The 21,343-nt window shown below is 64.7% G+C and carries 20 protein-coding genes; 14 read left to right on the top strand and 6 right to left on the bottom strand.

Annotation, left to right across the window (positions count from 1 at the left end):
• The first annotated feature begins 91 nt into the window (after nt 1-91).
• From IVB28_RS19055 to IVB28_RS19045, 3 genes are all read left to right on the top strand, one after another.
• A complete protein-coding gene (locus IVB28_RS19055) occupies nt 92-583 on the top strand; it encodes a GNAT family N-acetyltransferase (RefSeq protein WP_247528128.1) in 492 nt (163 codons plus the stop codon).
• Nucleotides 580-2,178, top strand: coding sequence for a citramalate synthase (cimA, locus tag IVB28_RS19050; protein ID WP_247528126.1), 1,599 nt, complete (start codon nt 580-582; stop codon nt 2,176-2,178). The genes IVB28_RS19055 and cimA overlap by 4 nt, the downstream gene beginning before the upstream one ends.
• A gap of 124 nt (nt 2,179-2,302) precedes the next feature.
• The gene (locus tag IVB28_RS19045; protein ID WP_247528125.1) at nt 2,303-2,680 is read left to right on the top strand and encodes a VOC family protein; all 378 of its coding nucleotides are present in this window, start codon (nt 2,303-2,305) and stop codon (nt 2,678-2,680) included.
• 61 nt (nt 2,681-2,741) lie between these two features.
• On the opposite strand, the gene IVB28_RS19040 is transcribed toward IVB28_RS19045, so the two are convergent.
• A complete protein-coding gene (locus IVB28_RS19040) occupies nt 2,742-3,347 on the bottom strand; it encodes a TIGR00730 family Rossman fold protein (protein WP_247528123.1) in 606 nt (201 codons plus the stop codon).
• A 200-nt stretch (nt 3,348-3,547) separates the two neighbouring features.
• Here IVB28_RS19040 and IVB28_RS19035 point away from each other — a divergent pair, with 200 nt between their 5' ends.
• The 4 genes from IVB28_RS19035 to IVB28_RS19020 all read left to right on the top strand — a co-directional run bounded on the left by IVB28_RS19035 (nt 3,548) and on the right by IVB28_RS19020 (nt 8,102).
• Nucleotides 3,548-5,503: an ABC transporter ATP-binding protein/permease gene (locus IVB28_RS19035; RefSeq protein ID WP_247528121.1), complete on the top strand. Its 1,956-nt coding sequence runs from the start codon at nt 3,548-3,550 to the stop codon at nt 5,501-5,503.
• Between the two features lie 42 nt (nt 5,504-5,545).
• Nucleotides 5,546-6,280, top strand: coding sequence for a phosphatidylserine decarboxylase (locus tag IVB28_RS19030; RefSeq protein WP_256466994.1), 735 nt, complete (start codon nt 5,546-5,548; stop codon nt 6,278-6,280).
• A 99-nt stretch (nt 6,281-6,379) separates the two neighbouring features.
• On the top strand, nt 6,380-7,261 hold the full coding sequence (locus IVB28_RS19025) for a phosphatidylcholine/phosphatidylserine synthase (RefSeq protein ID WP_247528117.1): 882 nt from the start codon (nt 6,380-6,382) through the stop codon (nt 7,259-7,261).
• 121 nt (nt 7,262-7,382) lie between these two features.
• Complete coding sequence (locus IVB28_RS19020; protein ID WP_247528115.1) at nt 7,383-8,102, top strand: RraA family protein; 720 nt, start codon at nt 7,383-7,385, stop codon at nt 8,100-8,102.
• A gap of 14 nt (nt 8,103-8,116) precedes the next feature.
• On the opposite strand, the gene IVB28_RS19015 is transcribed toward IVB28_RS19020, so the two are convergent.
• Nucleotides 8,117-8,410 (bottom strand): hypothetical protein, encoded by a 294-nt coding sequence (locus IVB28_RS19015; RefSeq protein ID WP_247528113.1) that lies wholly within the window; start codon nt 8,408-8,410, stop codon nt 8,117-8,119.
• Nucleotides 8,411-8,775: 365 nt separating this feature from the next.
• On the opposite strand from IVB28_RS19015, the gene IVB28_RS19010 reads away from it, so the two are divergent.
• The 7 genes from IVB28_RS19010 to IVB28_RS18980 all read left to right on the top strand — a co-directional run bounded on the left by IVB28_RS19010 (nt 8,776) and on the right by IVB28_RS18980 (nt 17,380).
• Nucleotides 8,776-9,549, top strand: a complete 774-nt coding sequence (locus IVB28_RS19010; RefSeq protein ID WP_247528112.1) for a MotA/TolQ/ExbB proton channel family protein — start codon at nt 8,776-8,778, stop codon at nt 9,547-9,549.
• Between the two features lie 23 nt (nt 9,550-9,572).
• Nucleotides 9,573-10,400, top strand: a complete 828-nt coding sequence (locus tag IVB28_RS19005) for a flagellar motor protein MotB (RefSeq protein ID WP_247528111.1) — start codon at nt 9,573-9,575, stop codon at nt 10,398-10,400.
• A 174-nt stretch (nt 10,401-10,574) separates the two neighbouring features.
• Complete coding sequence (locus IVB28_RS19000) at nt 10,575-12,476, top strand: potassium transporter Kup (RefSeq protein WP_247528110.1); 1,902 nt, start codon at nt 10,575-10,577, stop codon at nt 12,474-12,476.
• Nucleotides 12,477-12,616: 140 nt separating this feature from the next.
• Nucleotides 12,617-14,545: a potassium transporter Kup gene (locus IVB28_RS18995; protein ID WP_247528109.1), complete on the top strand. Its 1,929-nt coding sequence runs from the start codon at nt 12,617-12,619 to the stop codon at nt 14,543-14,545.
• 201 nt (nt 14,546-14,746) lie between these two features.
• Nucleotides 14,747-15,073, top strand: a complete 327-nt coding sequence (locus IVB28_RS18990; protein WP_247528108.1) for a rhodanese-like domain-containing protein — start codon at nt 14,747-14,749, stop codon at nt 15,071-15,073.
• Nucleotides 15,074-15,081: 8 nt separating this feature from the next.
• Nucleotides 15,082-16,260 (top strand): aminotransferase, encoded by a 1,179-nt coding sequence (locus tag IVB28_RS18985; protein ID WP_247528107.1) that lies wholly within the window; start codon nt 15,082-15,084, stop codon nt 16,258-16,260.
• A 7-nt stretch (nt 16,261-16,267) separates the two neighbouring features.
• Nucleotides 16,268-17,380, top strand: a complete 1,113-nt coding sequence (locus IVB28_RS18980) for a polyamine ABC transporter substrate-binding protein (RefSeq protein ID WP_247528106.1) — start codon at nt 16,268-16,270, stop codon at nt 17,378-17,380.
• Nucleotides 17,381-17,424: 44 nt separating this feature from the next.
• On the opposite strand, the gene IVB28_RS18975 is transcribed toward IVB28_RS18980, so the two are convergent.
• From IVB28_RS18975 to IVB28_RS18960, 4 genes are read right to left on the bottom strand one after another with little or no spacing between them, the layout of a single operon-like run.
• The gene (locus IVB28_RS18975) at nt 17,425-18,357 is read right to left on the bottom strand and encodes a lipid A biosynthesis lauroyl acyltransferase (RefSeq protein ID WP_247528105.1); all 933 of its coding nucleotides are present in this window, start codon (nt 18,355-18,357) and stop codon (nt 17,425-17,427) included.
• An 8-nt stretch (nt 18,358-18,365) separates the two neighbouring features.
• Complete coding sequence (locus IVB28_RS18970) at nt 18,366-19,643, bottom strand: beta-ketoacyl-ACP synthase (RefSeq protein WP_247528104.1); 1,278 nt, start codon at nt 19,641-19,643, stop codon at nt 18,366-18,368.
• An 18-nt stretch (nt 19,644-19,661) separates the two neighbouring features.
• Nucleotides 19,662-20,870, bottom strand: a complete 1,209-nt coding sequence (locus IVB28_RS18965) for a beta-ketoacyl-ACP synthase (protein ID WP_247528102.1) — start codon at nt 20,868-20,870, stop codon at nt 19,662-19,664.
• Entirely contained in the window at nt 20,867-21,337 is a 471-nt protein-coding gene (locus tag IVB28_RS18960) for a 3-hydroxyacyl-ACP dehydratase FabZ family protein (RefSeq protein ID WP_247528100.1), read from the bottom strand. Before IVB28_RS18960 ends, IVB28_RS18965 begins: the two co-directional genes overlap by 4 nt.
• Between the last annotated feature and the right edge of the window lie 6 nt (nt 21,338-21,343).

The raw sequence follows: 21,343 nt of genomic DNA, 5'->3' as shown, positions 1-21,343 counted from the left end.
GGCACTGGCTCTATTACATCGCGCTGAAGATCGCGCTGCTCGCGGGCGCCGTGGCGATCGTGCTCAAGCTCTATGGGATGTGGTGAAGAGGATGGCACAAGCACACCCGAAGCCCGGTCTGCGGCCGTTCCTTCCTGATGACGTGCCGGTGCTCGCCGCGATCTTCACCGCCAGCATCGAAGAGCTGACCGGCGACGATTATAGTGAGGCGCAGCAGCAGGCCTGGATGGAGGCGGCGGAAGGCGAAGAGTTCGGCAAGCGGCTCGCTTCCGACCTTACGCTGATCGCAACGCTGGAGGGATCGCCGGTGGGCTTTGCCTCGCTGCGCGGCAAGGATCATATCCGCATGCTCTATGTGCATCCGGCCGTGGCCGGGCAGGGCCTTGCGACCATGCTCGTCGATGCGCTGGAAAAGCTCGCGGGCGGCCGCGGCGCCGACAAGCTGACGGTCGACGCCAGCGACAACGCGCAGGGCTTCTTCGCGAAGCGCGGCTATGTCGCCATGCAGCGCAACAGCGTCACCGTCAATGACGAGTGGCTCGCCAACACCACTATGAAGAAGACGCTCGGAGCGGGGCAATGAGCAAGGAGCGCCTTTATCTGTTCGACACCACGCTGCGCGACGGCGCGCAGACCAATGGCGTCGACTTTACGCTTGAGGACAAGCAGGTCATCGCGGCGATGCTCGACGATCTCGGCATCGATTATGTCGAGGGCGGCTATCCCGGTGCCAATCCGACCGACACCGCGTTTTTTGCGACCAAGCCCAGGCTCAATCATGCGCGCTTTACCGCCTTCGGTATGACGCGGCGGGCCGGCCGCTCGGTCTCGAACGATCCTGGTGTCGCCGGGCTGCTGGAAGCGAAGGCCGATGCGATCTGCTTCGTGGCGAAGGCGTCGGCCTATCAGGTGCGCGTGGCGCTGGAGACGACGAAGGAGGAGAACCTCGCCTCGATCCGGGACAGCGTCGCGGCGGCAAAGGCCGCGGGCCGCGAGGTCATGCTCGACTGCGAGCATTTCTTCGACGGCTACAAGGAGGATGCCAGCTTTGCGCTCGCCTGCGCCAAGGCCGCTTATGATGCCGGCGCGCGCTGGGTGGTGCTGTGCGACACCAATGGCGGCACCATGCCTGATGAGGTCGAGAACATCGTCACCGATGTGACCAGGCACATCCCCGGCGATCACGTCGGCATTCACGCCCATAACGATACCGAGCAGGCCGTGGCCAACTCGCTCGCCGCGGTGCGCGCCGGCGCCCGGCAGGTCCAGGGCACGCTGAACGGCCTCGGTGAGCGCTGCGGCAACGCCAACCTCTGCTCGCTGATCCCGACGCTGAAATTGAAGAAGGATTTTGCCGACGCTTTCGAGATCGGTGTCACCGCCGCGAAGCTGGCAACCCTGGTCAAGGTCTCGCGCACCCTCGACGACATGCTCAACCGCGTGCCGAACCGGCATGCGGCTTACGTCGGCGAGAGCGCCTTCGTCACCAAGACCGGCATCCATGCGTCTGCGGTGTTGAAGGACCCGCAGACCTATGAACACGTGCTGCCGGAGAGCGTCGGCAACCACCGCAAGGTGCTGGTCTCCGACCAGGCCGGGCGTTCCAACGTCATCGCCGAGCTCGACCGTGCCGGCATTCCTTACGAGAAGAGCGATCCGAAGCTGACGCGCCTCGTCGAGGAATTGAAGGAGCGTGAGGCGGAGGGCTACGCCTATGAGTCCGCCAACGCTTCGTTCGAGCTCCTGGCGCGCCGCACGCTCGGCAAGGTGCCGCATTATTTCGAGGTCGAGCAGTTCGACGTCAATGTCGAACAGCGCTACAATTCGCACGGCGAGCGCGTCACCGTGGCGCTCGCGGTCGTGAAGGTCGACGTCGCCGGCGAGCACCTGATCTCGGCGGCTGAAGGCAACGGGCCCGTCAACGCGCTCGACGTGGCGCTGCGCAAGGACCTCGGCAAGTACCAGAAATACATCGAGGGCTTGAAGCTGATCGACTACCGCGTGCGCATCCTCAACGGCGGCACCGGCGCGGTCACGCGCGTCCTGATCGAGAGCGAGGACGAGAACGGCGACAGCTGGACCACGGTCGGCGTCTCTCCGAACATTATCGACGCCTCGTTCCAGGCGCTGATGGATTCGGTGATCTACAAGCTCGTGAAGTCGGGGGCGCCCGCGTAGGGACGGCGGCGCTACAAGTGCCGTCATTGCGAGGAGCGAAGCGACGAAGCAATCCAGGCTGCCTCTGCGGCGAGATTCTGGATTGCTTCGCTTCGCTCGCAATGATGAGGAGAGGAGCACACCAATGATCGACCACATCTCCGTCGGCGTCAGTGATATCGAGCGCGCCGCAAGGTTCTACGAGGCCACGCTCGCGACCCTCGGCCTCACACGCCTCGTCACACGGCCGCGGACGGTCGGATTCGGCAAGGCCTATCCCGAGTTCTGGATCAATCTGCGCGAGCGCATGCCGCGCGTGCTGGCGGAGAGCGGCGTCCACATCTGCCTGCGGGCGAAGACGACTGGTGAGGTCGATGCGTTTCATGCCGCCGCTCTTGCGGCAGGCGGGGCCTCCGACGGCGCGCCCGGCATCCGCCCGCACGATCGCGTGCGCTACTACGCGGCCTTCGTGGTCGATCCCGACGGCAACCGCATCGAGGCGGTGACGTTTCCGGCAGAGTAGAGCATGATCCGGAAAACTGTGCAGCGGTTTTCCGAAACCATCATCCTCAAAACGTAGAACGTTACAGCTTGCGTGCCACTTCCGGCGCGAGATCGCGTTGGCCGTCGGCAATCTGCGCAGCCGCGGCTCGGAGCCGTGGCACGATTTCCTCGACCTTGTCCGCCTTCAGGATGTCGACGGAAAGACCAGCGCGGATGAACTGGGTTTGGCGCATGTGAGCTACCAGAGAAAAAAGCGGCTCCCAGAAGCCGTCGATATTGGCGAGCAGCACGGGTTTGGCGTGACGGCCGAGTTGCTGCCAGGTCAGTTGCTCGACCAGCTCTTCGAGCGTGCCGAGCCCTCCGGGCAAGGCGACGAAGGCATCGGAGCGCTCGAACATCAGCCGCTTGCGCTCGTGCATGTCCGGCGTGACGACCATCTCCTGAACGCGCGTGAGCGCGTTCTCGCGCATCCGCAGGAAGTCGGGGATGATGCCGGTGACGGTGCCGCCGTGATCCAGTACGGAGGTTGCGACCGCCCCCATCAGGCCGAGCGAGCCGCCGCCATAAACGAGGCGGATTTTGCTGTCCGCCAGCGCCTTGCCGAGCGCCTTCGCCGCTTCGATGAAGTTGGGATTGGTTCCTGGGCCGGAGCCGCAATAGACACAGACGGTTTTGATCGTGCTCATTGATACCATGATGCATTGCAGCGAAGAGGCGTCAAGCCCAATCGGTGATTCGATACTCCCGGAAATCTACCGGTAAATGGCGACAGACAATCGAAGATTCGCCATCTGGCGGGGTGCGCGGACATCGGGAAGGCTCTATATGACATGCGAAAATCGTTATCGCAGTGACACCCGCATCCGGCGGGCTTTCAGGCTTTTTGATGGACCAACCTCAATCGTTCGACGGCGCCGACGTTCCTAATCCTCCCGGCGGGCCGGCGGAGCGGGCCACGTTGATGGGCACGCTGGCGCATCTGTGGCCCTATATCTGGCCGGGCGACCGCTTCGACCTGAAGATGCGCGTGGTGTGGTCGATGGTGCTGCTACTCGCAGCCAAGCTGATCACGCTGACAGTGCCGTTCAGCTTCAAATGGGCGACGGACGCGCTGACCGGCGCCAATACGGCGCCAGTGCAGGCTGACAATTGGCACCTCTGGGTGATCGCCTCGCCATTGCTGCTGACCGTGAGCTACGGCACGATGCGCATCTTGATGGCGCTGCTGACGCAGTGGCGCGACGGTCTGTTTGCGCGCGTCGCCATGCATGCGGTGCGCAAGCTCGCCACCATCACCTTCATCCACATGCATGAGCTGTCGCTGCGCTTCCACCTCGAGCGCAAGACCGGCGGTCTGACGCGCGTGCTCGAGCGCGGCCGCGAGGGCATCGAGGTCATCGTGCGCATGGTGATCCTGCAGCTGATCCCGACCATCGTCGAGGTCTCGCTGCTGATGGCCGTGCTGCTCTGGCAGTTCGACTGGCGCTATGTGGTCGCCACGCTAATCACGGTCGCGGTCTACATGTACTACACCTACATCGCGACCGAGTGGCGGATCGGCATCCGCCGCAAGATGAACGATTCCGATACCGAGGCCAACACCAAGGCGATCGACTCGCTGCTCAATTACGAAACCGTCAAATATTTCAGCGCCGAGGCGCGCGAGGCGCAGCGTTACGACCGCTCGGTCGCGCGCTACGAGGAGTCAAGCGTCCACTCCTATACGTCGCTCGCCGTTCTCAACACCGGGCAAGCCGTGATCTTCACGCTCGGGCTGACCGCGACCATGCTGATGTGCGCGATCGGCGTGCGCAACGGCACCAACACGGTCGGCGATTTCGTGCTGGTCAACGCCATGATGATTCAGCTCTACCAGCCCCTGAATTTCATGGGCATGGTCTATCGCGAGATCAAGCAGGCGATCATCGACATCGAGAAGATGTTCAATGTGCTGGGCCGCGAGGCCGAGATCAAGGACGCGCCCGATGCCAAGCCGCTGGTCGTCTCCGCCGGCACCGTGCGCTTCGAGGACGTGCGCTTTGCCTACGAGCCGACGCGCCCGATCCTCAAGGGCATCAGCTTCGAGGTGCCGGCCGGCAAGACCGTCGCCATCGTCGGCCCGTCGGGCGCAGGCAAGTCGACCATCTCGCGCCTCCTGTTTCGCCTCTACGACGTCTCCGGCGGCAAGATCCTGATCGACGGCCAGGACATCCGTGCGGTGACGCAGGATTCACTTCGGGCCTCGATCGGCATGGTGCCGCAGGACACGGTGCTGTTCAACGACACCATCCGCTATAACATCCGCTACGGCCGCTGGGACGCCAGTGACGCCGAGGTCGAGGAGGCGGCGCGGCTGGCGCAGATCGACCATTTCATCCGCATGTCGCCGAAGGGTTACGAGACCCAGGTCGGCGAGCGCGGGCTCAAACTGTCCGGCGGGGAGAAGCAGCGCGTCGCGATCGCGCGCACCGTGCTGAAGGCGCCGCCGATCCTGGTGCTGGACGAGGCCACCTCGGCGCTCGACACCCACACCGAGCATGAGATCCAGGGCGCGCTGGAACGGGTGGCGAAGAACCGCACCTCGCTTGTGATCGCGCACCGGCTTTCGACCATCGTCGGGGCCGATGAAATCATCGTGCTGGATCAGGGCCGCATCGCCGAGCGCGGGACCCACGCCAAGCTGCTCGCGCATGGCGGCCTCTATGCCAGCATGTGGAACAGGCAGCGCGAGGCCGAGGCGGCGCGCGAGAAACTCGCCAAGATGGCCGACAGCGGCGAGGCCCCCAACCGGGAGCCGCCGGCGGTCAGTGACGCCCTGACCGCGCCTGCGGCGGCGGAGTGAGCTTGTCTCAGGTCCCAACTCTGGCCTAAACAAGCCCGCGCGATGACCCGCGCCATTCACTCCGACCGGCAGATAGCGATGTCCATTCTCGATTCGATCCAGCGTCAGATCCCACCGATCCACAAGGAGGGCTATCCCTTCATCGGCGCCTTTGCGCTGGCAAGCCTGATCCTGTTCTGGCTGTGGTCGCCTCTGGGCTGGATCGGCACGATCCTGACCGTGTGGTGCGCGCTATTCTTCCGCGATCCCGTGCGCGTGACGCCGGTGCGCGAGGGGCTCGTGGTGTCGCCGGCCGACGGCCGCGTCTCGATGATCACCATGGCGTTGCCGCCGGCCGAGCTCGGGCTCGGCGACCGGCCGTTGCCACGCATCTCGGTGTTCATGAGCGTGTTCAATTGCCACGTGAACCGCGCTCCCGTCGCGGGCAGGGTGGACCGCATCGCCTACCGCCCCGGCCTCTTCATCAATGCCGAGCTCGACAAGGCCAGCGATGACAATGAGCGCAATTCGCTGGTGATCTCGACGCCGACGGCGCGGATCGGCGTGGTCCAGATCGCAGGGCTCGTCGCCAAGCGGATCGTCTGCTTCGTCAGGGAGGGCCAGGCGATCGGCGCCGGCGAGCGGTTCGGGCTGATCCGCTTCGGCTCGCGGCTCGACGTTTATCTTCCCGTTGGCACCAAGGCGCTGGTCTCGGAAGGGCAGATCGCCATCGCGGGCGAGACGATTTTGGCCGATCTTGCCGGCGAGGATCTCAGCCGTACCTACCGCGCCAATTAACCAATAAGGCGGTCCAGGAAGGCGGTCCAGGACGGCCTTCCGCCGCAATGGCGCAGGGGGGCGCGGCTTGCTATATCTCGCCTTGAGGTGAGGACAGCCATGACGCCCTATGACTTCAAAGATCCCGATACGCGCCGCCGGCGGTTCCGTCCGATTCCGGTGCGGATGCTGGTGCCGAACGTCATCACGCTGCTGGCGATCTGCGCCGGCCTGACCTCGATCCGGTTGTCGATCGAGGGACGGATGTCGCTCGCCGTCTACGCCATCGTGTTCGCGGCAGCGCTCGACGGCATCGACGGCCGCATCGCCCGCATGATCAAGGGCCAGTCAAAATTCGGCGCGGAGCTCGACAGCCTCGCCGACTTCGTCAATTTCGGCGTGGCGCCCGGTCTGATGCTGTATTTCTGGCAGCTGCACGAGCTCGGCAATGCCGGCTGGATCGCCGCCATGGTGTTCGCGATCTCCGGCGGCCTGCGCCTGGCGCGCTTCAACGCCACCATGGACGATCCCAACAAGCCGGCCTTCGCCGCCAATTTCTTCACCGGCGTGCCGGCGCCGGCCGGTGCGATCACCGTGCTGCTGCCGATCTACGTCGCGTTCCTCGATCTCGGCCGCACGCCCGCGGTGGTGACGGCGGCCTATACGCTCCTGATCGCCTTCCTGATGGTGTCGCGCTTGCCGGTGTTCTCCGGCAAGACCAAGCGCATGCGCGTACCGCCGGAGCTGGTGCTGCCGGCTTTCGTCGCCGTGATCGTTTTCATCGCACTGCTGATCGCCTATCCCTGGCACGTGCTGTCGATCGGCACGGTGCTGTATCTGCTCTGCCTGCCGCTCGGCTACAAATCCTACCGCGACCAGGGGCGCGCGACGGAAGCCACGGCGCCATCAGGAGGCGAGGTTTCATCGCCGCCTTCGGCGCCGACGCTGACGAATTTGTCGGAGCCGCCACCGGATGACGATCGGCCCGGACGGCTGCACTGAGCTTTTTCGCGGATATCTGCCATGAAGGTGCGCTGAGTTGGGTTGAGACCTGATCTCGGCTATATCGCCCTGTGCCGGCGGCATCGCGACAACAGCGACCGCCAATCTGGGAGAGAACGCCGTGACCAAATCCACGACCGGGCCGCTGCCCGCTTCCGTCCTCGAAGCGCTGGGCCGCTATGACACGCCGACGATCTGCAATGCCATGGAGATCGTGGCACCCGAGCGCCGGCTGATCGGGTACACCACCAAGCAATTGGTCTGCCCGTTCCCCGATTTGCCGCCGATCGTCGGCTATGCCCGCACGGTTGCGATCCGCTCGGTGCTGAAATCTTCGCTGCCGGCGGAAGAGCAGTCCAGGCGCCGCATCGAATATTACGAATATGTCGGCACCGGCCATGGCCCGCGCATCTCGGTGATCCAGGACATCGATGGTCCTGATGTCGGCTACGGCGCGTTCTGGGGCGAGGTGCAGAGCAATGTGCACAAGGCGCTCGGCTGCCTCGGTGTCATCACCGACGGCTCGATCCGCGACATCCCGCAATGGGCCCCCGGCTTCCAGGCGCTGGCAGGCTCGATTGGCCCCTCGCATGCCTGGGTGCATGCGGAAAGCTTTGGCGGCGAGGTGCGCGTTGCCGGCATGACCGTGAAATCGGACGATCTGATTCATGCCGACCTGCACGGTGCGATTGTGATCCCGCTCGACGTCGCCGCAAAGCTCCCCGAGGCCGCCGAGCTCTGTGGCCGCCGCGAGACGCCGATCCTGGAGATCGCCCGCAGTCCCGACTTCTCGCTGGAGAAGCTGAAGGCTGCGCTCAAGCGCTCGGCGGAAATTCACTGACGCGACTCCACGGCCTACGGCCGCGACGCCGGCCGTAGGCTGCCCTGTTCGGTCAGAAACAGCGCGGCCTGATCCGGCTCGCCAAACACCGCGGCGGCGCATCCGATCAGGGTGAAGCCGCCTGCAAGGTCCCACAGCGTGATGTCCTCCGCATTGTCCGGCAGGTGAATCAAGCGTGCTGCGATCACTGCGAAGACGGCCTCGGCAAAGAGCGCAAGGCTGAAGGCCGGCAGAACGAGCTCCGGCTCGAGCAGGTGGAGCGCCAACACCGCAGGCAGCGCGGTGAGAAGACTGAACAGCGTCAACATTGCAAATCGCTCCCGGCGATGGAGCATGCCGAGGGGCGCAGAATAGCAGATCGTCCTTCGTCTCGCCCGTGGCGCAGGGCCGCAGCGCGCCATCCAAGACAAGCAAACCTTCTCGCGCTGTTCAACTCAACGCAGTGCATTCATCGCGCCGCCGCGCCGCAATCATGGTTAGCAAAGTGTTGAAATTCGTGTCGGCAGTCGGCAAGGCCGGCTTGCTCCCGGTGCGCTGCGCCGGTCTGGCGCGCCGGCTCAACTTAACCTTTACGCGGCTTTAAGGGCGGCGCTCTAGGGTTTCCGATGCGGTTCGGGGTCGGGCCGCGCCAGCGGCCAGGACGGCCGTTGTTGCGTAAGCGCTGGAGTCTCCCATGGATATCATGACGACCGTCGGGCTTTTGGGCGGCTTGGCCGTTATTGTGGCCATGGTGCTGATGGGCGGCGATCTGCACATGTTCATCTCGGAGCATGCGATGATCATCATTTTCGGCGGCTCGGCAGCAGCGACCATGATCCGCTTTCCGCTCTCGGTGCTGATGCACGGCCTGCCCCTCGGCATGAAATTCGCCTTCACGATGAGCCGGCTGTCGGCTCACGATCTGGTCGACGAACTCGCCCGCATCGCCGAGATCGCCCGCAAGCAGGGCCCGGTGGGGTTGGAGAAGGTCGAGACCGACGAGCCGTTCCTCGCCAAAGGCATTCGCTACGTCGCCGACGGCTACGACCTCGATTTCATCAGAGACAATTTGGAACGCGACCGCGACAACTTCCTGCTGCATCTCAACGAAGGCAGCAAGATCTACCGCGCCGTCGGCGACTGCGCGCCTGCATTCGGCATGATCGGGACCCTGATCGGCATGGTGCAGATGTTTTCGAACATGTCGGATCCCTCGAAGCTCGGCCCGTTCATGGCGACCGCCCTGCTGGCCACTCTTTACGGTGCTCTGGTCGCGAACCTGATCTGCCTGCCGATCGCCGACAAGCTGCATGGCAAGCTGATCGACGAGGAGACCAATCGTACGCTGATCATCGACGGCATCTTGATGATCCGCGACTCCAAGAGCCCGACGCTCGTGCGCGAAATGCTGCTGGCCTATCTGCCCGAGAAGCACCGTCACGCCGAAGGCGAGCCGGTTCCGGCGTAACGGCGGACGCCGGGATCTGAGCGATGGCAAAGAAGAAGCGCGAGGAAGCACACGGCGGCCATGGCTGGTTCGTGACGTTTGCCGATCTCATGGCCTTGCTGCTGGCGTTTTTCGTGATGCTGGTCGCGTTCTCCACCCAGGACGCCAACAAGCTGAAGATCGTCGCAGGCTCAATGCGCGAGGCCTTCGGCGTCCAGAGCGAGGCGCGTTACGCCGGCATCATCGAATCCGACGGCCTGCCGACGCGCGCGCGGCTGAAGAACGTCGATCACATCCAGCCCGAGGAGGCGTCGAACACACCGACGCCGGACCAGGAGGATCGCGAAAAGACGTCTGGCGCCAAGATCAAGGTCGATCGCAATTTCGCGCTCGCCGCGGCGTCGCTGCGCCAGGCGTTGCAGGACATGCCGGAGCTGACCGAGATGTCCAAGCACATCATGTTCGAGGAGACCAAGCAGGGTCTCAACCTGGAGATCGTCGATCAGGACGGCCGCTCGATGTTCGCCGACGGCTCCAAGGTGCCCTACGAGCGCACCCGCCGCCTGGTCGAGAAGCTCGCGATCCCGCTCAAGGCGACGCCCCTTCGCGTCTCCATCGCCGGCCACACCGCGGCCGGCTTCGTGCCGTCCCGCAGCGAGTACGGCGCCTTCGACCTGTCGGCCGACCGCGCCAATGCCGTGCGTCAGATTCTCGAACGCGAGGGCCTGCCGCCGTCGCACATCTTCGCCGTTTCCGGAAAGGCGGACACCCAGCCGCTGTTTCCGGATGATCCTTCGCTCGCGGCCAACCGGCGCGTGACCATCACCCTGATGCGCGAAGATCCGCCGCTGCCGCCGAATCTGAAGCCCTAGGCCTCTTGCGCTACCATTTTACCTAAAGGCATGTCGTCGCGCGGGCGACGAACGTTGCTGCGGTGTCACAGCTTCTGTCTGGCCGTCTGCTATGGTGATGGGCCGATTGACAGGCGCGCCGGAAGCGTCGAAAGGCGCCGGATCGATTCCAGGGAAGAAGCGTTTTCCACCTTCATGACGGCGAGCATCACACAGGCCGAGACCCAGGATGGGCAACCGGTCACCTCAGGTTTTTGGGCCCTTACCCTCGGGAGCATCGGCGTCGTCTTCGGCGATATCGGCACCTCGCCGCTGTATGCCTTCCACGAGGCTGTCAAGGGCGCCGCCCATGGCGAGCCGGTCTCGCGGGTCATCGTGCTGGGCGTGCTCTCGCTGATCCTGTGGGCGCTGCTAATCGTCGTCACCGCCAAATACGTCCTGCTGCTGCTGCGCGCCGACAATAACGGGGAGGGCGGCACGCTTTCTCTGATGGCTCTCGGCCAGCGCGCGCTCGGGCGGCGAAGCTGGATTCTGCTCGCGCTCGGCGTGGTCGGCGCCTCCATGTTCATCGGCGATTCCATGATCACGCCGGCGATCTCGGTGCTGTCGGCGGTCGAAGGCCTGAAGCTCGCAGCTCCTGCGCTCGAGCATTACGTGGTGCCGCTCACCGTGCTCATCCTGGTGCTGCTGTTCGCGGTCCAGAGCAAGGGGACCGCACTGGTCGCCTCGGCCTTCGGACCGGTGATGGTGGTCTGGTTCACCGTCATCGCGGTGATGGGGGCCGTCCACATCGCCGACGATCCCTCCGTGCTGGCGGCGATCAATCCCTATTACGCGGTGCACTTCCTGCTGTCGCACGGCACGATCGGCCTTGTGACGCTCGGCGCGGTGTTCCTGGCGGTGACAGGGGGCGAGGCGCTCTATGCCGATCTCGGCCATTTCGGCCGCAAGCCGATCCAATTGGCCTGGATGTTCTTCGTGCTTCCCGCGCTCTTGATCAACTATTTCGGGCAGGGCGCGCTGGTGCTGTCGGACCCCAGCGCGATCGAGCACTCGTTCTACCGCATGGTGCCCGAGAATTTTGTCTTGCCGCTGGTCGGACTTGCGACGGCCGCGACCGTGATCGCGAGCCAGGCAGTGATCACCGGCGCCTATTCGCTGGTCTATCAGGCAGTGCAGCTCGGCCTGCTGCCGCGTTTCGAGGTCCGCTACACCTCGGAGACCCATGCCGGCCAGATCTATCTTCCGCGGGTGAACCGCCTGCTGCTGATCGGCGTGATGCTGCTGGTCCTGCTGTTTCACACCCCCAGCAATCTGGCCTCGGCCTACGGCATCGCGGTCTCCACCACCATGGTCGCCGACGGCATCATGGGCTTCGTCGTGATCTGGAAACTGTGGAACTGGCGCGCCGCCACCGCTGCAGCCGTGATCGTGCCCTTCGTCGTCGTCGATCTGAGCTTCTTCAGCGCCAATCTCTTGAAGCTGCTCGAGGGCGCCTGGGTGCCTCTGCTGTTCGGCGTGGTCATGGCAGGGACGATCTGGACCTGGCGGAAGGGCTCCGGAATCCTGGTCCAGAAGACGCGCCGGATCGAGGTGCCGCTGGACGACCTGATCCGGAGCCTCGAGAAGCGGCCGCCGCACATCGTCAAGGGCACCGCGGTGTTCCTGACCAGCGATCCCTCGTTCGTGCCGACCGCGCTGCTGCATAACCTCAAGCACAACAAGGTGCTGCACGAGCACAACGTGGTTCTGACCATCGAGACCGCGCATACGCCGCGCGTCGATCTGTCGGAGCGGTTCCGCATGGAGAAGATCAGCGACAAGTTCTCCAAGGTCCGTCTGCGCTTCGGCTTCATGGAGCAGCCGAACGTGCCCAAGGCGCTCGCCATCGCGCGCAAGCAGGGCTGGCAGTTCGACATCATGTCCACATCGTTCTTCGTGTCGCGCAGGTCGCTGAAAGCGTCGGCGCAGTCGGGCATGCCGCTGTGGCAGGACCATCTGTTCATTGCGCTCAGCCGGTCTGCCAACGACGCCACGGACTACTTCCAAATACCCACCGGCCGGGTGGTTGAAGTCGGAACCCAGGTTACCATCTAGGACGCAACTGCCGCAGCCATGCGAAAATGCATGGCTAAGCTCCGAAATCGGGCTAGGCTATGCCGGGAGCGCAGGACTATAAGCCGCGCGCTCTTCCGCCATTGTGCAGTGAAGCAATCTAGAGGCCACTGGGCTCTCCCATGACAAGTGACGTAGCGATCTCCGCCCCGGAAACCGCGGCGGCCAATGGACATGACCACGCTCAGACGACCGCGGGTTTCCGAGCCCTGACGCTCGGCAGCATCGGGGTGGTCTATGGCGATATCGGCACCAGTCCGCTCTATGCGTTCCGTGAGGCGGTGATGGCGGCTTCGGGCGCAGAGGGGTTGCCGACGCCGGCGGCGGTGCTGGGTGTGCTCTCCCTGATCCTGTGGGCGCTGATCGTCGTGGTGACGCTCAAATACGTCGTGATCCTGCTCCGTGCCGACAACAATGGCGAGGGTGGCACGCTGGCCCTGATGGCACTGGCCCAGCGTGCGGTCGGCACCGGCGGGGCGACCATCGTCCTGCTCGGCATCATCTCCGGCGCGCTGTTCTACGGCGATGCCGTGATCACGCCGGCGCTCTCGGTGCTGTCGGCGATCGAGGGCATGAAGGACGTCACGCTCCGGTTCGAGCCCTATATCGTGCCACTGACGGTGGTGATCCTGATCTGCCTGTTCGCGGTGCAGTCGCGTGGAACCGCCCGCGTCGCCGCCTTCTTCGGCCCGATCATGTGCGTCTGGTTCGCGGTCATCGCGGCGGCGGCGATCCACCCAATCATCCAACAGCCGCAAGTCCTCTACGCGCTGAACCCGCTCTACGCGGTGTCTTTCATGTTCCACCACGGCATCATCGGCTTTGTCACGCTGGGCGCCGTGTTCCTGGCGGTCACCGGCGCCGAGGCGCTCTATGCCGATCTCGGCCATTTCGGCAAACGGCCGATCCAGATTGCCTGGCTCTCGATCGTGCTGCCCTCGCTGGCGCTGAACTATCTCGGGCAGGGGGCACTCGTACTCAGCGATCCCGGCGCCATCGTGAGCCCGTTCTTCCAGCTGTTCCCGCAAGGCTTCTTCCGCGGCTGCATGGTCGTGCTCGCCACCATGGCGACCGTCATCGCCAGCCAGGCCGTCATCACCGGCGCCTATTCGCTGACGCGGCAGGCGATCCAGCTCGGTCTGCTGCCGCGGTTCGAAATTCGCCATACCTCGGAAGCCCATTCCGGCCAGATCTTCATCCCTCGCATCAACCAGCTGTTGCTGGTTGCGGTGGTGTTGCTGGTGCTGTTGTTCCGCTCGTCCAGCGCGCTGGCCTCGGCCTACGGCATCTCCGTCACGGGGACGATGGTGGTCACGGCGATGATGGGCTTCGTCGTGATCTGGAAGGTCTGGCGGTGGTCGCCGCTCGCGGCAGCCGCGCTGATCGTGCCGTTCCTGTTCCTCGACCTGACCTTCCTGGCCGCGAACCTGCTCAAGGTGTTCGAGGGCGGCTGGGTGCCGCTGGCGCTCGGCGCCCTCATGATCATCCTGATGTACACGTGGCGACGTGGCAGCCGCTTGCTGTTCGAGAAGTCTCGCAAGCTCGAATTCCCGCTCGCCGACCTCGTGGCAATGCTGGAGAAGCGGCCGCCGCAGCGCGTGCCCGGCACCGCCGTGTTCCTGACCTCGGACCCGCTCAGCGCGCCGACCGCTCTGATGCATAGTCTGAAGCACTACAAAGTGCTGCATGAGAAGAACGTGATCCTCACCATCGAGACGGCGCAGACCCCGCGCATCGACCCGGCCGAGCGCGTCAAGCTGGAGCAGATCTCCCCGACCTTCTCCAAGGTGAGGCTGAAATTCGGCTTCATGGAATCGCCCAACGTGCCCAAGGCCCTGGCGATCGCCCGCAAGCTCGGCTGGCAGTTCGACATCATGTCGACCTCGTTCTTCCTGTCGCGCCGGGCGCTCAAGCCGGCGGTGCATTCCGGCATGCCGCGCTGGCAGGACCGGCTGTTCATCTCGCTCAGCCGCTCCGCCAACGACGCCACGGACTATTTCCAGATCCCTTCAGGCCGTGTGGTCGAGGTCGGAACGCAGGTGACGATCTAGCGCCGCTGTCGTCGCCCGGCTTGACCGGGCGACCCAGTATTCCAGAGACGGCGAAAGCCGCGCTTCAAGTCGCTGCGATTTAGCTTTAACTTGCGCTGCGCGGCCCAAGCCTTTGTAGCGCTTGATTTTCGCAAGCCGAGAGGCGAGGTTGCCGCCGGCCGGGTTCGCCTCGGCATGCGGCTCGCGACGTTGGAGGATGATGTGGCAAACCAGGTACAGGATCTGACCCCGGACGAGGTCTCCAAAGGTGTCGCGGAAGGGCGCTATCTGCTGGTCGACGTGCGCGAGCCGAACGAGGTCGAAGCCGAGGCCTATCCTTACGGCGTCGTGGTGCCGCTCTCGACCTTCGATCCCAGGGCGATCCCCGATCCCCAAGGCAAGGAGGTCGTGTTCGCCTGCCGCTCGGGCAAGCGATCGGTGACGGCCTCGCTCGCGGCGCAGGCGGCGGGCCTACCTTACGACAAGCATCTGGCCGGCGGCATGCTGGGCTGGAAGGCGGCGGGTCTTCCCAACAAAGTCGGCGGCTGACCGGCCCGATGTCCAAGAGCGCTTCCCTGAACAAGGTCTTTGCCGACCTTCCCGTCACCATCTTCGAGGCGATGTCGCAGGCCGCGCGCGACAATGCCGCCATCAATCTCGGCCAGGGCTTTCCCGACGATCCCGGCCCCGAGGACATCCGCCGCGCCGCGGCCGACGCCTCGCTGAACGGCTATAACCAGTACCCCTCGATGATGGGCCTGCCGGAGCTGCGCCAGGCGATCGCGACCCATTACGGCCATTGGCACGGCCTCAAACTCGATCCGATGAGTGAGGTGATGGTCACCTCCGGCGGCACCGAGGCGTTGACCTCCGCCATCCTCGCCGTGGTCCAGCCAGGCGACGAGGTGGTGTGCTTCCAGCCGGTCTATGATTCCTACCTGCCGATCATCCGCCAGGCCGGCGGCATTCCGCGCCTGGTGCGACTCGAGCCGCCGCACTGGCGGCTGAATGAGGACATGCTGAAAAGCGTCTTCAATTCAAAGACCAAGGCGGTGCTGTTCAACAATCCCTTGAATCCGTCAGCGGTGGTCTATCCGCGCGAGGACCTCGAGCTGCTGGCGCGCTACTGCCAGGAGTTCGACGTCATCGCGATCTGCGACGAGGTCTGGGAGCACGTCACCTTCGACGAGCACAAACACATCCCGCTGATCACCATTCCGGGTATGCGCGAGCGCACGATCAAGGTCGGCTCGGCCGGCAAGATCTTCTCGCTGACGGGTTGGAAGATCGGCTTCGTCTGCGCGGCGCCGCCGCTGCTGCGCGTCGCCGCCAAGGTGCACCAGTTCCTGACCTTCACGACCGCGCCGAACCTTCAGGCCGCAGTCGCCTACGGCCTCGGCAAGCCGGACGAGTATTTCCTGTCGATGCGCAAGGACCTGAGCCGGAGCAGGGACCGCCTGACCAGGGGACTGGAGAGCCTCGGCTTTCCCGTCCTGAAGTCGCAAGGCACCTACTTCCTCACCGTCGACCTGTCGCCGCTCGGGCTCAACGAGAGCGACACCGAGTTCTGCTGGCGGATCGTGAAGGATTACAAGGTGGCGGCGATCCCGGTCTCGGCCTTCTACGAGCAGGACCCGGTGACCTCGGTGGTGCGTTTCTGCTTCGCCAAGAAGGACGAGACCCTCGATACCGCGCTGGAGCGGCTGTCGGACGCGGTGCGCGGACGCAAGAGGTAGACCAGAGATGACGACCATCGGCCGCGCCTCGCTTTGCCTTGGTCTTGCAATCGTCGCCGCGCTGAATTTGCCGTCCGCCGCTGTGAGCGCCGAGGAGCGCGTCGTCAACTTCTACAACTGGTCCAACTACATGGCGCCAGATGTCCTCGAGGCCTTCACCAAGGAGACCGGCATCAAGGTGGTCTACGACACCTTCGATGCCAACGAGACGCTGGAGACGCGCCTGATGGCCGGCAAGTCCGGCTATGACGTCGTGGTGCCCACCGCCTATTTCCTGCAGCGCCAGATCAAGGCCAACATCTTCCAGAAGCTCGACAAGGCGAAGCTGCCGAACTTGGTCAATGCCTGGCCGATGGTGAACCAGCGTCTAGCGACCTACGATCCCGGCAATGTCTACGCCGCCAACTACATGTGGGGCACGACGGGCATCGGCTACAACGTCGCCAAGGTGAAGCAGATCCTGGGCGCGGACGCGACGATCGACAGCTGGGACATCGTCTTCAAGCCGGAGAATCTCGCCAGGTTCAAAGACTGTGGCGTGCACATGCTCGATTCCGCCGACGACATCTTTCCGGCGGCGCTGAGCTGGCTCGGGCTCGATCCAAACTCGACCAAGCAGGCCGACCTCGAGAAGGCCGCCGATGCCGTCGCCAAGGTTCGCCCCTCCGTGCGCAAGTTCCACTCGTCCGAATATCTGAGCGCGCTCGCCACCGGCGAGATCTGCTTCGTGGTCGGCTGGTCCGGCGACATCATGCAGGCCCGTGCCCGCGCGGGCGAAGCCAAGAGCGGCATCGAGATCGGCTACGCCATCCCGAAGGAGGGCGCGCAGATGTTCTTCGACAATCTCGCGATCCCCGCCGACGCCAAGAACGTCAAAGAGGCTTACGAGCTGATCAACTATCTCTACCGCCCTGACGTTGCCGGCAAGAACTCGGACTTCCTGTCCTACGCGAGTGGCAACCTCGCCAGCCAGAAGCTGGTCGACCCGAAGATCCTGAACGACAAGAACATCTATCCGGACGAGGCGACGCTCGCAAAGCTGTTCGTCATCACGGCGCGCGAGCCGGCGACGCAGCGGATCCTCAACAGGTTGTGGACCAAGGTGAAGACGGGAAGGTAGAGGGCCGCACTCGTTATTGCGAACTCCCCGCAATGACGGCGCGTCTACCGCCACCTGCGATGTAGCCACAGCCACTGCTCGGGATGCTCACGCACCCAGCTTTCCACCACGCTGGTGATCGCCTGCGTCGTGCCCTGGATGTCGATTTTGCCGTCGGCATCGCGCACCGGCTGGACTTCCTCGGTCAGCTCGGCGGTGAAGCGGCCGCCGGGCAGGCGGATGATGCGGGCGCCGTGGATCGGGCATTCGATCTGGCGCAAGAGGCGCGCCAGCATCGGATTGGCGCGGGTCTTGCGGCCGAAGAAGGTGACCTCGACTCCGCCGGTCAGATACTGGTCGATCAGCATGGCGACGTGCTTGCCGTCCTTCAGCGCCTGTGCCAGCCGCAGCGGCGCGTCGCGCCCGGCCGGGATCAGCGTGCCCATGTTGACCTGGCGCATCTCCTGGATGATGCGGTCGGCCGAGGCGATATTCGGGCGGCGGTAGAGGATCGCGGTATCGAGCCCATGTGCGACGGCGGCGAGCGCCGGCAATTCCCAATTGGCGAGATGCGCGGCGAAGATCAGCGCCGGCTTGCCGTCGTCGCGGATCTGGTCGAACAGCTCGATGCTGCGCTTGGGTAACTCGATCCGGCTCTTCTCGGGATGTTCGCGGTCGTAATCCCAGACATGATCCATATGGGCGAACTCGGCGCCGACGCGGCCGAGATTATCCCACACGCCCATCAGGATATGTTCGATCTGCTCCGGCGACTTCTCGGGAAAGGCGGCCGTGAGGTTGGCCCGGCCGATGCGGTGCTCGCGCAGGCGCGGGCCGATCGTCTTGGTGACGCGCGCGAAAAAATCCGAGGTCTTGACCGGATCGAAATAGCGCGTGGTCCGGAGCATGCCGACGGTGGCGGCGCCGATCAGGCCTCCGCCGACCGACTTTGCGGCATTCCGCGCGCGAATCTTCGTGCTGATAGGAATCAGCGCCATCCGTCCGGTCAGGCCGGTTCGCGGGTCAGGATCAGCGAGGCGTTCTGGCCGCCGAAGCCGAACGAGTTCGACATGACCGCGGTGACGCGGGCGTCGCGCGCCGTGTTGCCGACCACGTTGAACAGGATCGTGGGATCCGGGGTCTCGTAATTGATCGTCGGTGGGATGCGCTGATGCTCAAGCGTTAGCAGCGAGAAGATCGCCTCGACGGCGCCCGCCGCCGAGATGGTGTGGCCGACCATCGACTTGTTGGAGGTGACCGGGATCTGCTGCGCGCGCTCGCCGAACACGGCCGACGTCGTGTTGAACTCCATCTTGTCGTTCTCGGGCGTCGCGGTGCCGTGCGCGTTGATGTGGTCGATCTGATCCGGCGTCATGCCGGCATCGGCCAGCGTCTTGTTCATGCAGCCGATGATCGGCTTGCCGTCGGGCGAGGAGCGGGTGCGGTGGAAGGAATCGGTGAGCTCACCGCAGCCGGCGATCACGCCCAGGATCTTTGCGCCGCGCGCGACAGCGGCTTCGTAGCTTTCCAGCACCAGGGCGCCTGCGCCTTCGGCCATGACGAAGCCGTCGCGGTTCTTCGAGAAGGGGCGGGAGGCCGCCTGCGGCGGATCGTTCTGGGTCGACAGCGCCGAAAGCAGCGAGAACCGCACCAGCGCTTCGGGGTTCACGGTGCCGTCGGTCGCGACGCACAGCGCAGCATCAGTCTCGCCGCGGCGGATCGCCTCGACGCCGAGCTGGATCGAGGTCGCACCCGAGGCGCAGGCCGTCGATAGCGAAATCGGCGAGCCCTTGGTGCCGAAAGTCTCGGCCAAGTGCGCGGCCACCGAGCCGAACATGAAGCGGTGATGATAGGCACTGTACTTGCCGCCACCGGAGATGCGCAGCAAATCGTCATAGGTGAAGTCGGGCGAACCGACGGCGCGGCCGAGCTCGCGGCGCTGCGGCCATTCGACTTCGACCGGTGCGACAGCCAGGAACAGCGGACCCGGGAAATCGGCCTTGGCGCCGATGCCGGCCTGCTCGAGTGCTTCCTCCGTCACCAACTCGGCCATGCGCTCGGACAGGCCGGTGGAGGAGAACGGATCGACGCTGACAAAATCGACAGTGCCGGCCATCGTGGTCTTCAGGCCGTCGACCGGAAAGCGCGTGATGGTGCGGATACCGGATTCGCCGGCGACGAGCTTCGCCCAATTGTCGGCCTTGCCGGCACCGAGCGAGGTCATGATGCCCATGCCGGTGACGACGACGACGGGACGCCCGAGTTTGTCGCGTGGTGCAGTCATGTCGATCCCCCGGATGAGCTAGCCAACTGCCTCGACCAGCGCCATGCCTTCGCCGCGCCAGTGTCCGGCTCCCACCACCACAATCTGGGTGGGCGCTCCCTGCATTTCAATCTCGGTGCCCGTGGAATCGTTCGGCGGGAACAGCGCACCGCGCGAGATCGACAGCGCGGCGAGCGCGATGCCGAGCGGGAATTGCGTCTCCATGGTGTGACCGAACATCGTGCCGGTCGAGCGCACCGGAAAATCCGCGTGGGCCTGCAGGAAGCCACGCTCCTCCGAGGTCGCGGGCTCGGCACCGGTCGCGCCTGATATGATCGCGCCCTTGCCCTCGCGCTTGGGCAGCTTGGCCCACAGTTGCTCCAGCGTCGCGGTCATGTCGCCACCCTGCTTGCGCCGGGCGAGATCGGCAACGACGCTCGACAGCTTCGCGAACGGCTTGGCGCCGCGCGCTTCCGCATGTGCCCGCGATTCCAGCACCAGGAACGCGCCGGCCGAGCCGAGCGCGAAGCCGGGATGGTCCTTGCGCGCCCACACGGGGGCGAACTTGTCCTTGAGGTTGAAGTCGCCGAATTCGTAGAGGACGAGCAAGTCCTTGCGCTCGCCATTGTGCGAGCCGCCGACCAGCGCGATGTCACTCTCGCCCGAGGCGATGCGCGACAGCGCGATACGCGCCGCGTCGGCGCCGGCGACCTCTTCGCCCATGAAGGTGCGCGAGGTGCCGCCAAGACCATGCACGATGGCGATGTTGCCGGCGAGCAGGTTAGAGAGCTGCGCCAGGAACAAGGTGGGGCGCAAATCGCTCATCAGCCGTTCGTTGAGGAAGCCGGGCGCGTTAGCTCCGTTGGCTTCGGCGGTCAGCACGCCTGTGTCGACGTTGAGATCGCGCTCGCCACCGCCGGCGGCCACCACCATGTCGATCTTCGACAGGATATCCTTGTTGCCCTTGATGCCGGCGGAATCGAGCGCAAGGCCCGCGGCATAGGTGCCGATGCGCTGCCAGGCTTCCATCTGGCGCTGGTCGCCCTTCTTCGGGATCTGACTGTCGAAGGTGACGGGCATCAGGGGATGCACGATGTAGGGGGCAAAGCCCTTCTCGTCGACATTGATGCGCTTTTGCTGGAGCGCGGCCCAGTTGGCGTCCAGGCCCTCGCCGAGCGAGGTGGCGAGTCCAATGCCGGTGATCCAGACTTCGGTCTGGCCTGGCTTCGCAGCGGAAGTGTCAGTCATGGCGTTACGGCCTGTTGCGGAAAGCCGACGCGCTCGGCGACTTTCGCCATGTATCCGCGCATATCCGCATTGGGGAAGGGAATCAGCGTGAAGGTCAGTGCCGAATTGGCGCGCAGCTTGCCGCCGACCCTGATCTTGGCCTCGGTCATGGCGTAGCCCGAGCCTTCATGGACGAGGCTCGCCTCGATGCTCATGAGTTCTCCGGGCAAAACCGAGCCGCGCACCTTGGCCTCCTTGACGGCGGCCAGGATGGGCATGCGCTCGAACTTGAACACGCCGAGTTGAAGCCAGCCCGAGGCCTGCGCCATCGATTCGATCAGGAGCACGCCGGGCATCAAGGGGTAACCCGGGAAGTGCCCCTCGAAGATGGTGCTCTCCTGCGGGACCTGGGCTTCGACGACGATCGTCTTCTCGTCGACCTTGAGGTCGACGATGCGATCGATCATGTGGAAGTATTCGAGTTGCATGACCGC

The sequence above is a fragment of the Bradyrhizobium sp. 199 genome (assembly GCF_023073355.1).
Taxonomy (GTDB): domain Bacteria; phylum Pseudomonadota; class Alphaproteobacteria; order Rhizobiales; family Xanthobacteraceae; genus Bradyrhizobium.
Note: the sequence above shows the minus strand (reverse complement) of the source record. Positions and strands in the feature narration are given on the sequence as shown.

Coding starts and splice junctions, on each gene's coding strand:
- IVB28_RS19055 (WP_247528128.1), top strand. CDS start 92: ATGGCACAAGCACACCCGAAGCCCGGTCTGCGGCCGTTCCTTCCTGAT.
- cimA (WP_247528126.1), top strand. CDS start 580: ATGAGCAAGGAGCGCCTTTATCTGTTCGACACCACGCTGCGCGACGGC.
- IVB28_RS19045 (WP_247528125.1), top strand. CDS start 2,303: ATGATCGACCACATCTCCGTCGGCGTCAGTGATATCGAGCGCGCCGCA.
- IVB28_RS19040 (WP_247528123.1), bottom strand. CDS start 3,347: ATGAGCACGATCAAAACCGTCTGTGTCTATTGCGGCTCCGGCCCAGGA.
- IVB28_RS19035 (WP_247528121.1), top strand. CDS start 3,548: ATGGACCAACCTCAATCGTTCGACGGCGCCGACGTTCCTAATCCTCCC.
- IVB28_RS19030 (WP_256466994.1), top strand. CDS start 5,546: ATGACCCGCGCCATTCACTCCGACCGGCAGATAGCGATGTCCATTCTC.
- IVB28_RS19025 (WP_247528117.1), top strand. CDS start 6,380: ATGACGCCCTATGACTTCAAAGATCCCGATACGCGCCGCCGGCGGTTC.
- IVB28_RS19015 (WP_247528113.1), bottom strand. CDS start 8,410: ATGTTGACGCTGTTCAGTCTTCTCACCGCGCTGCCTGCGGTGTTGGCG.
- IVB28_RS19010 (WP_247528112.1), top strand. CDS start 8,776: ATGGATATCATGACGACCGTCGGGCTTTTGGGCGGCTTGGCCGTTATT.
- IVB28_RS19005 (WP_247528111.1), top strand. CDS start 9,573: ATGGCAAAGAAGAAGCGCGAGGAAGCACACGGCGGCCATGGCTGGTTC.
- IVB28_RS19000 (WP_247528110.1), top strand. CDS start 10,575: ATGACGGCGAGCATCACACAGGCCGAGACCCAGGATGGGCAACCGGTC.
- IVB28_RS18995 (WP_247528109.1), top strand. CDS start 12,617: ATGACAAGTGACGTAGCGATCTCCGCCCCGGAAACCGCGGCGGCCAAT.
- IVB28_RS18985 (WP_247528107.1), top strand. CDS start 15,082: ATGTCCAAGAGCGCTTCCCTGAACAAGGTCTTTGCCGACCTTCCCGTC.
- IVB28_RS18980 (WP_247528106.1), top strand. CDS start 16,268: ATGACGACCATCGGCCGCGCCTCGCTTTGCCTTGGTCTTGCAATCGTC.
- IVB28_RS18975 (WP_247528105.1), bottom strand. CDS start 18,357: ATGGCGCTGATTCCTATCAGCACGAAGATTCGCGCGCGGAATGCCGCA.
- IVB28_RS18970 (WP_247528104.1), bottom strand. CDS start 19,643: ATGACTGCACCACGCGACAAACTCGGGCGTCCCGTCGTCGTCGTCACC.
- IVB28_RS18965 (WP_247528102.1), bottom strand. CDS start 20,870: ATGACTGACACTTCCGCTGCGAAGCCAGGCCAGACCGAAGTCTGGATC.
- IVB28_RS18960 (WP_247528100.1), bottom strand. CDS start 21,337: ATGCAACTCGAATACTTCCACATGATCGATCGCATCGTCGACCTCAAG.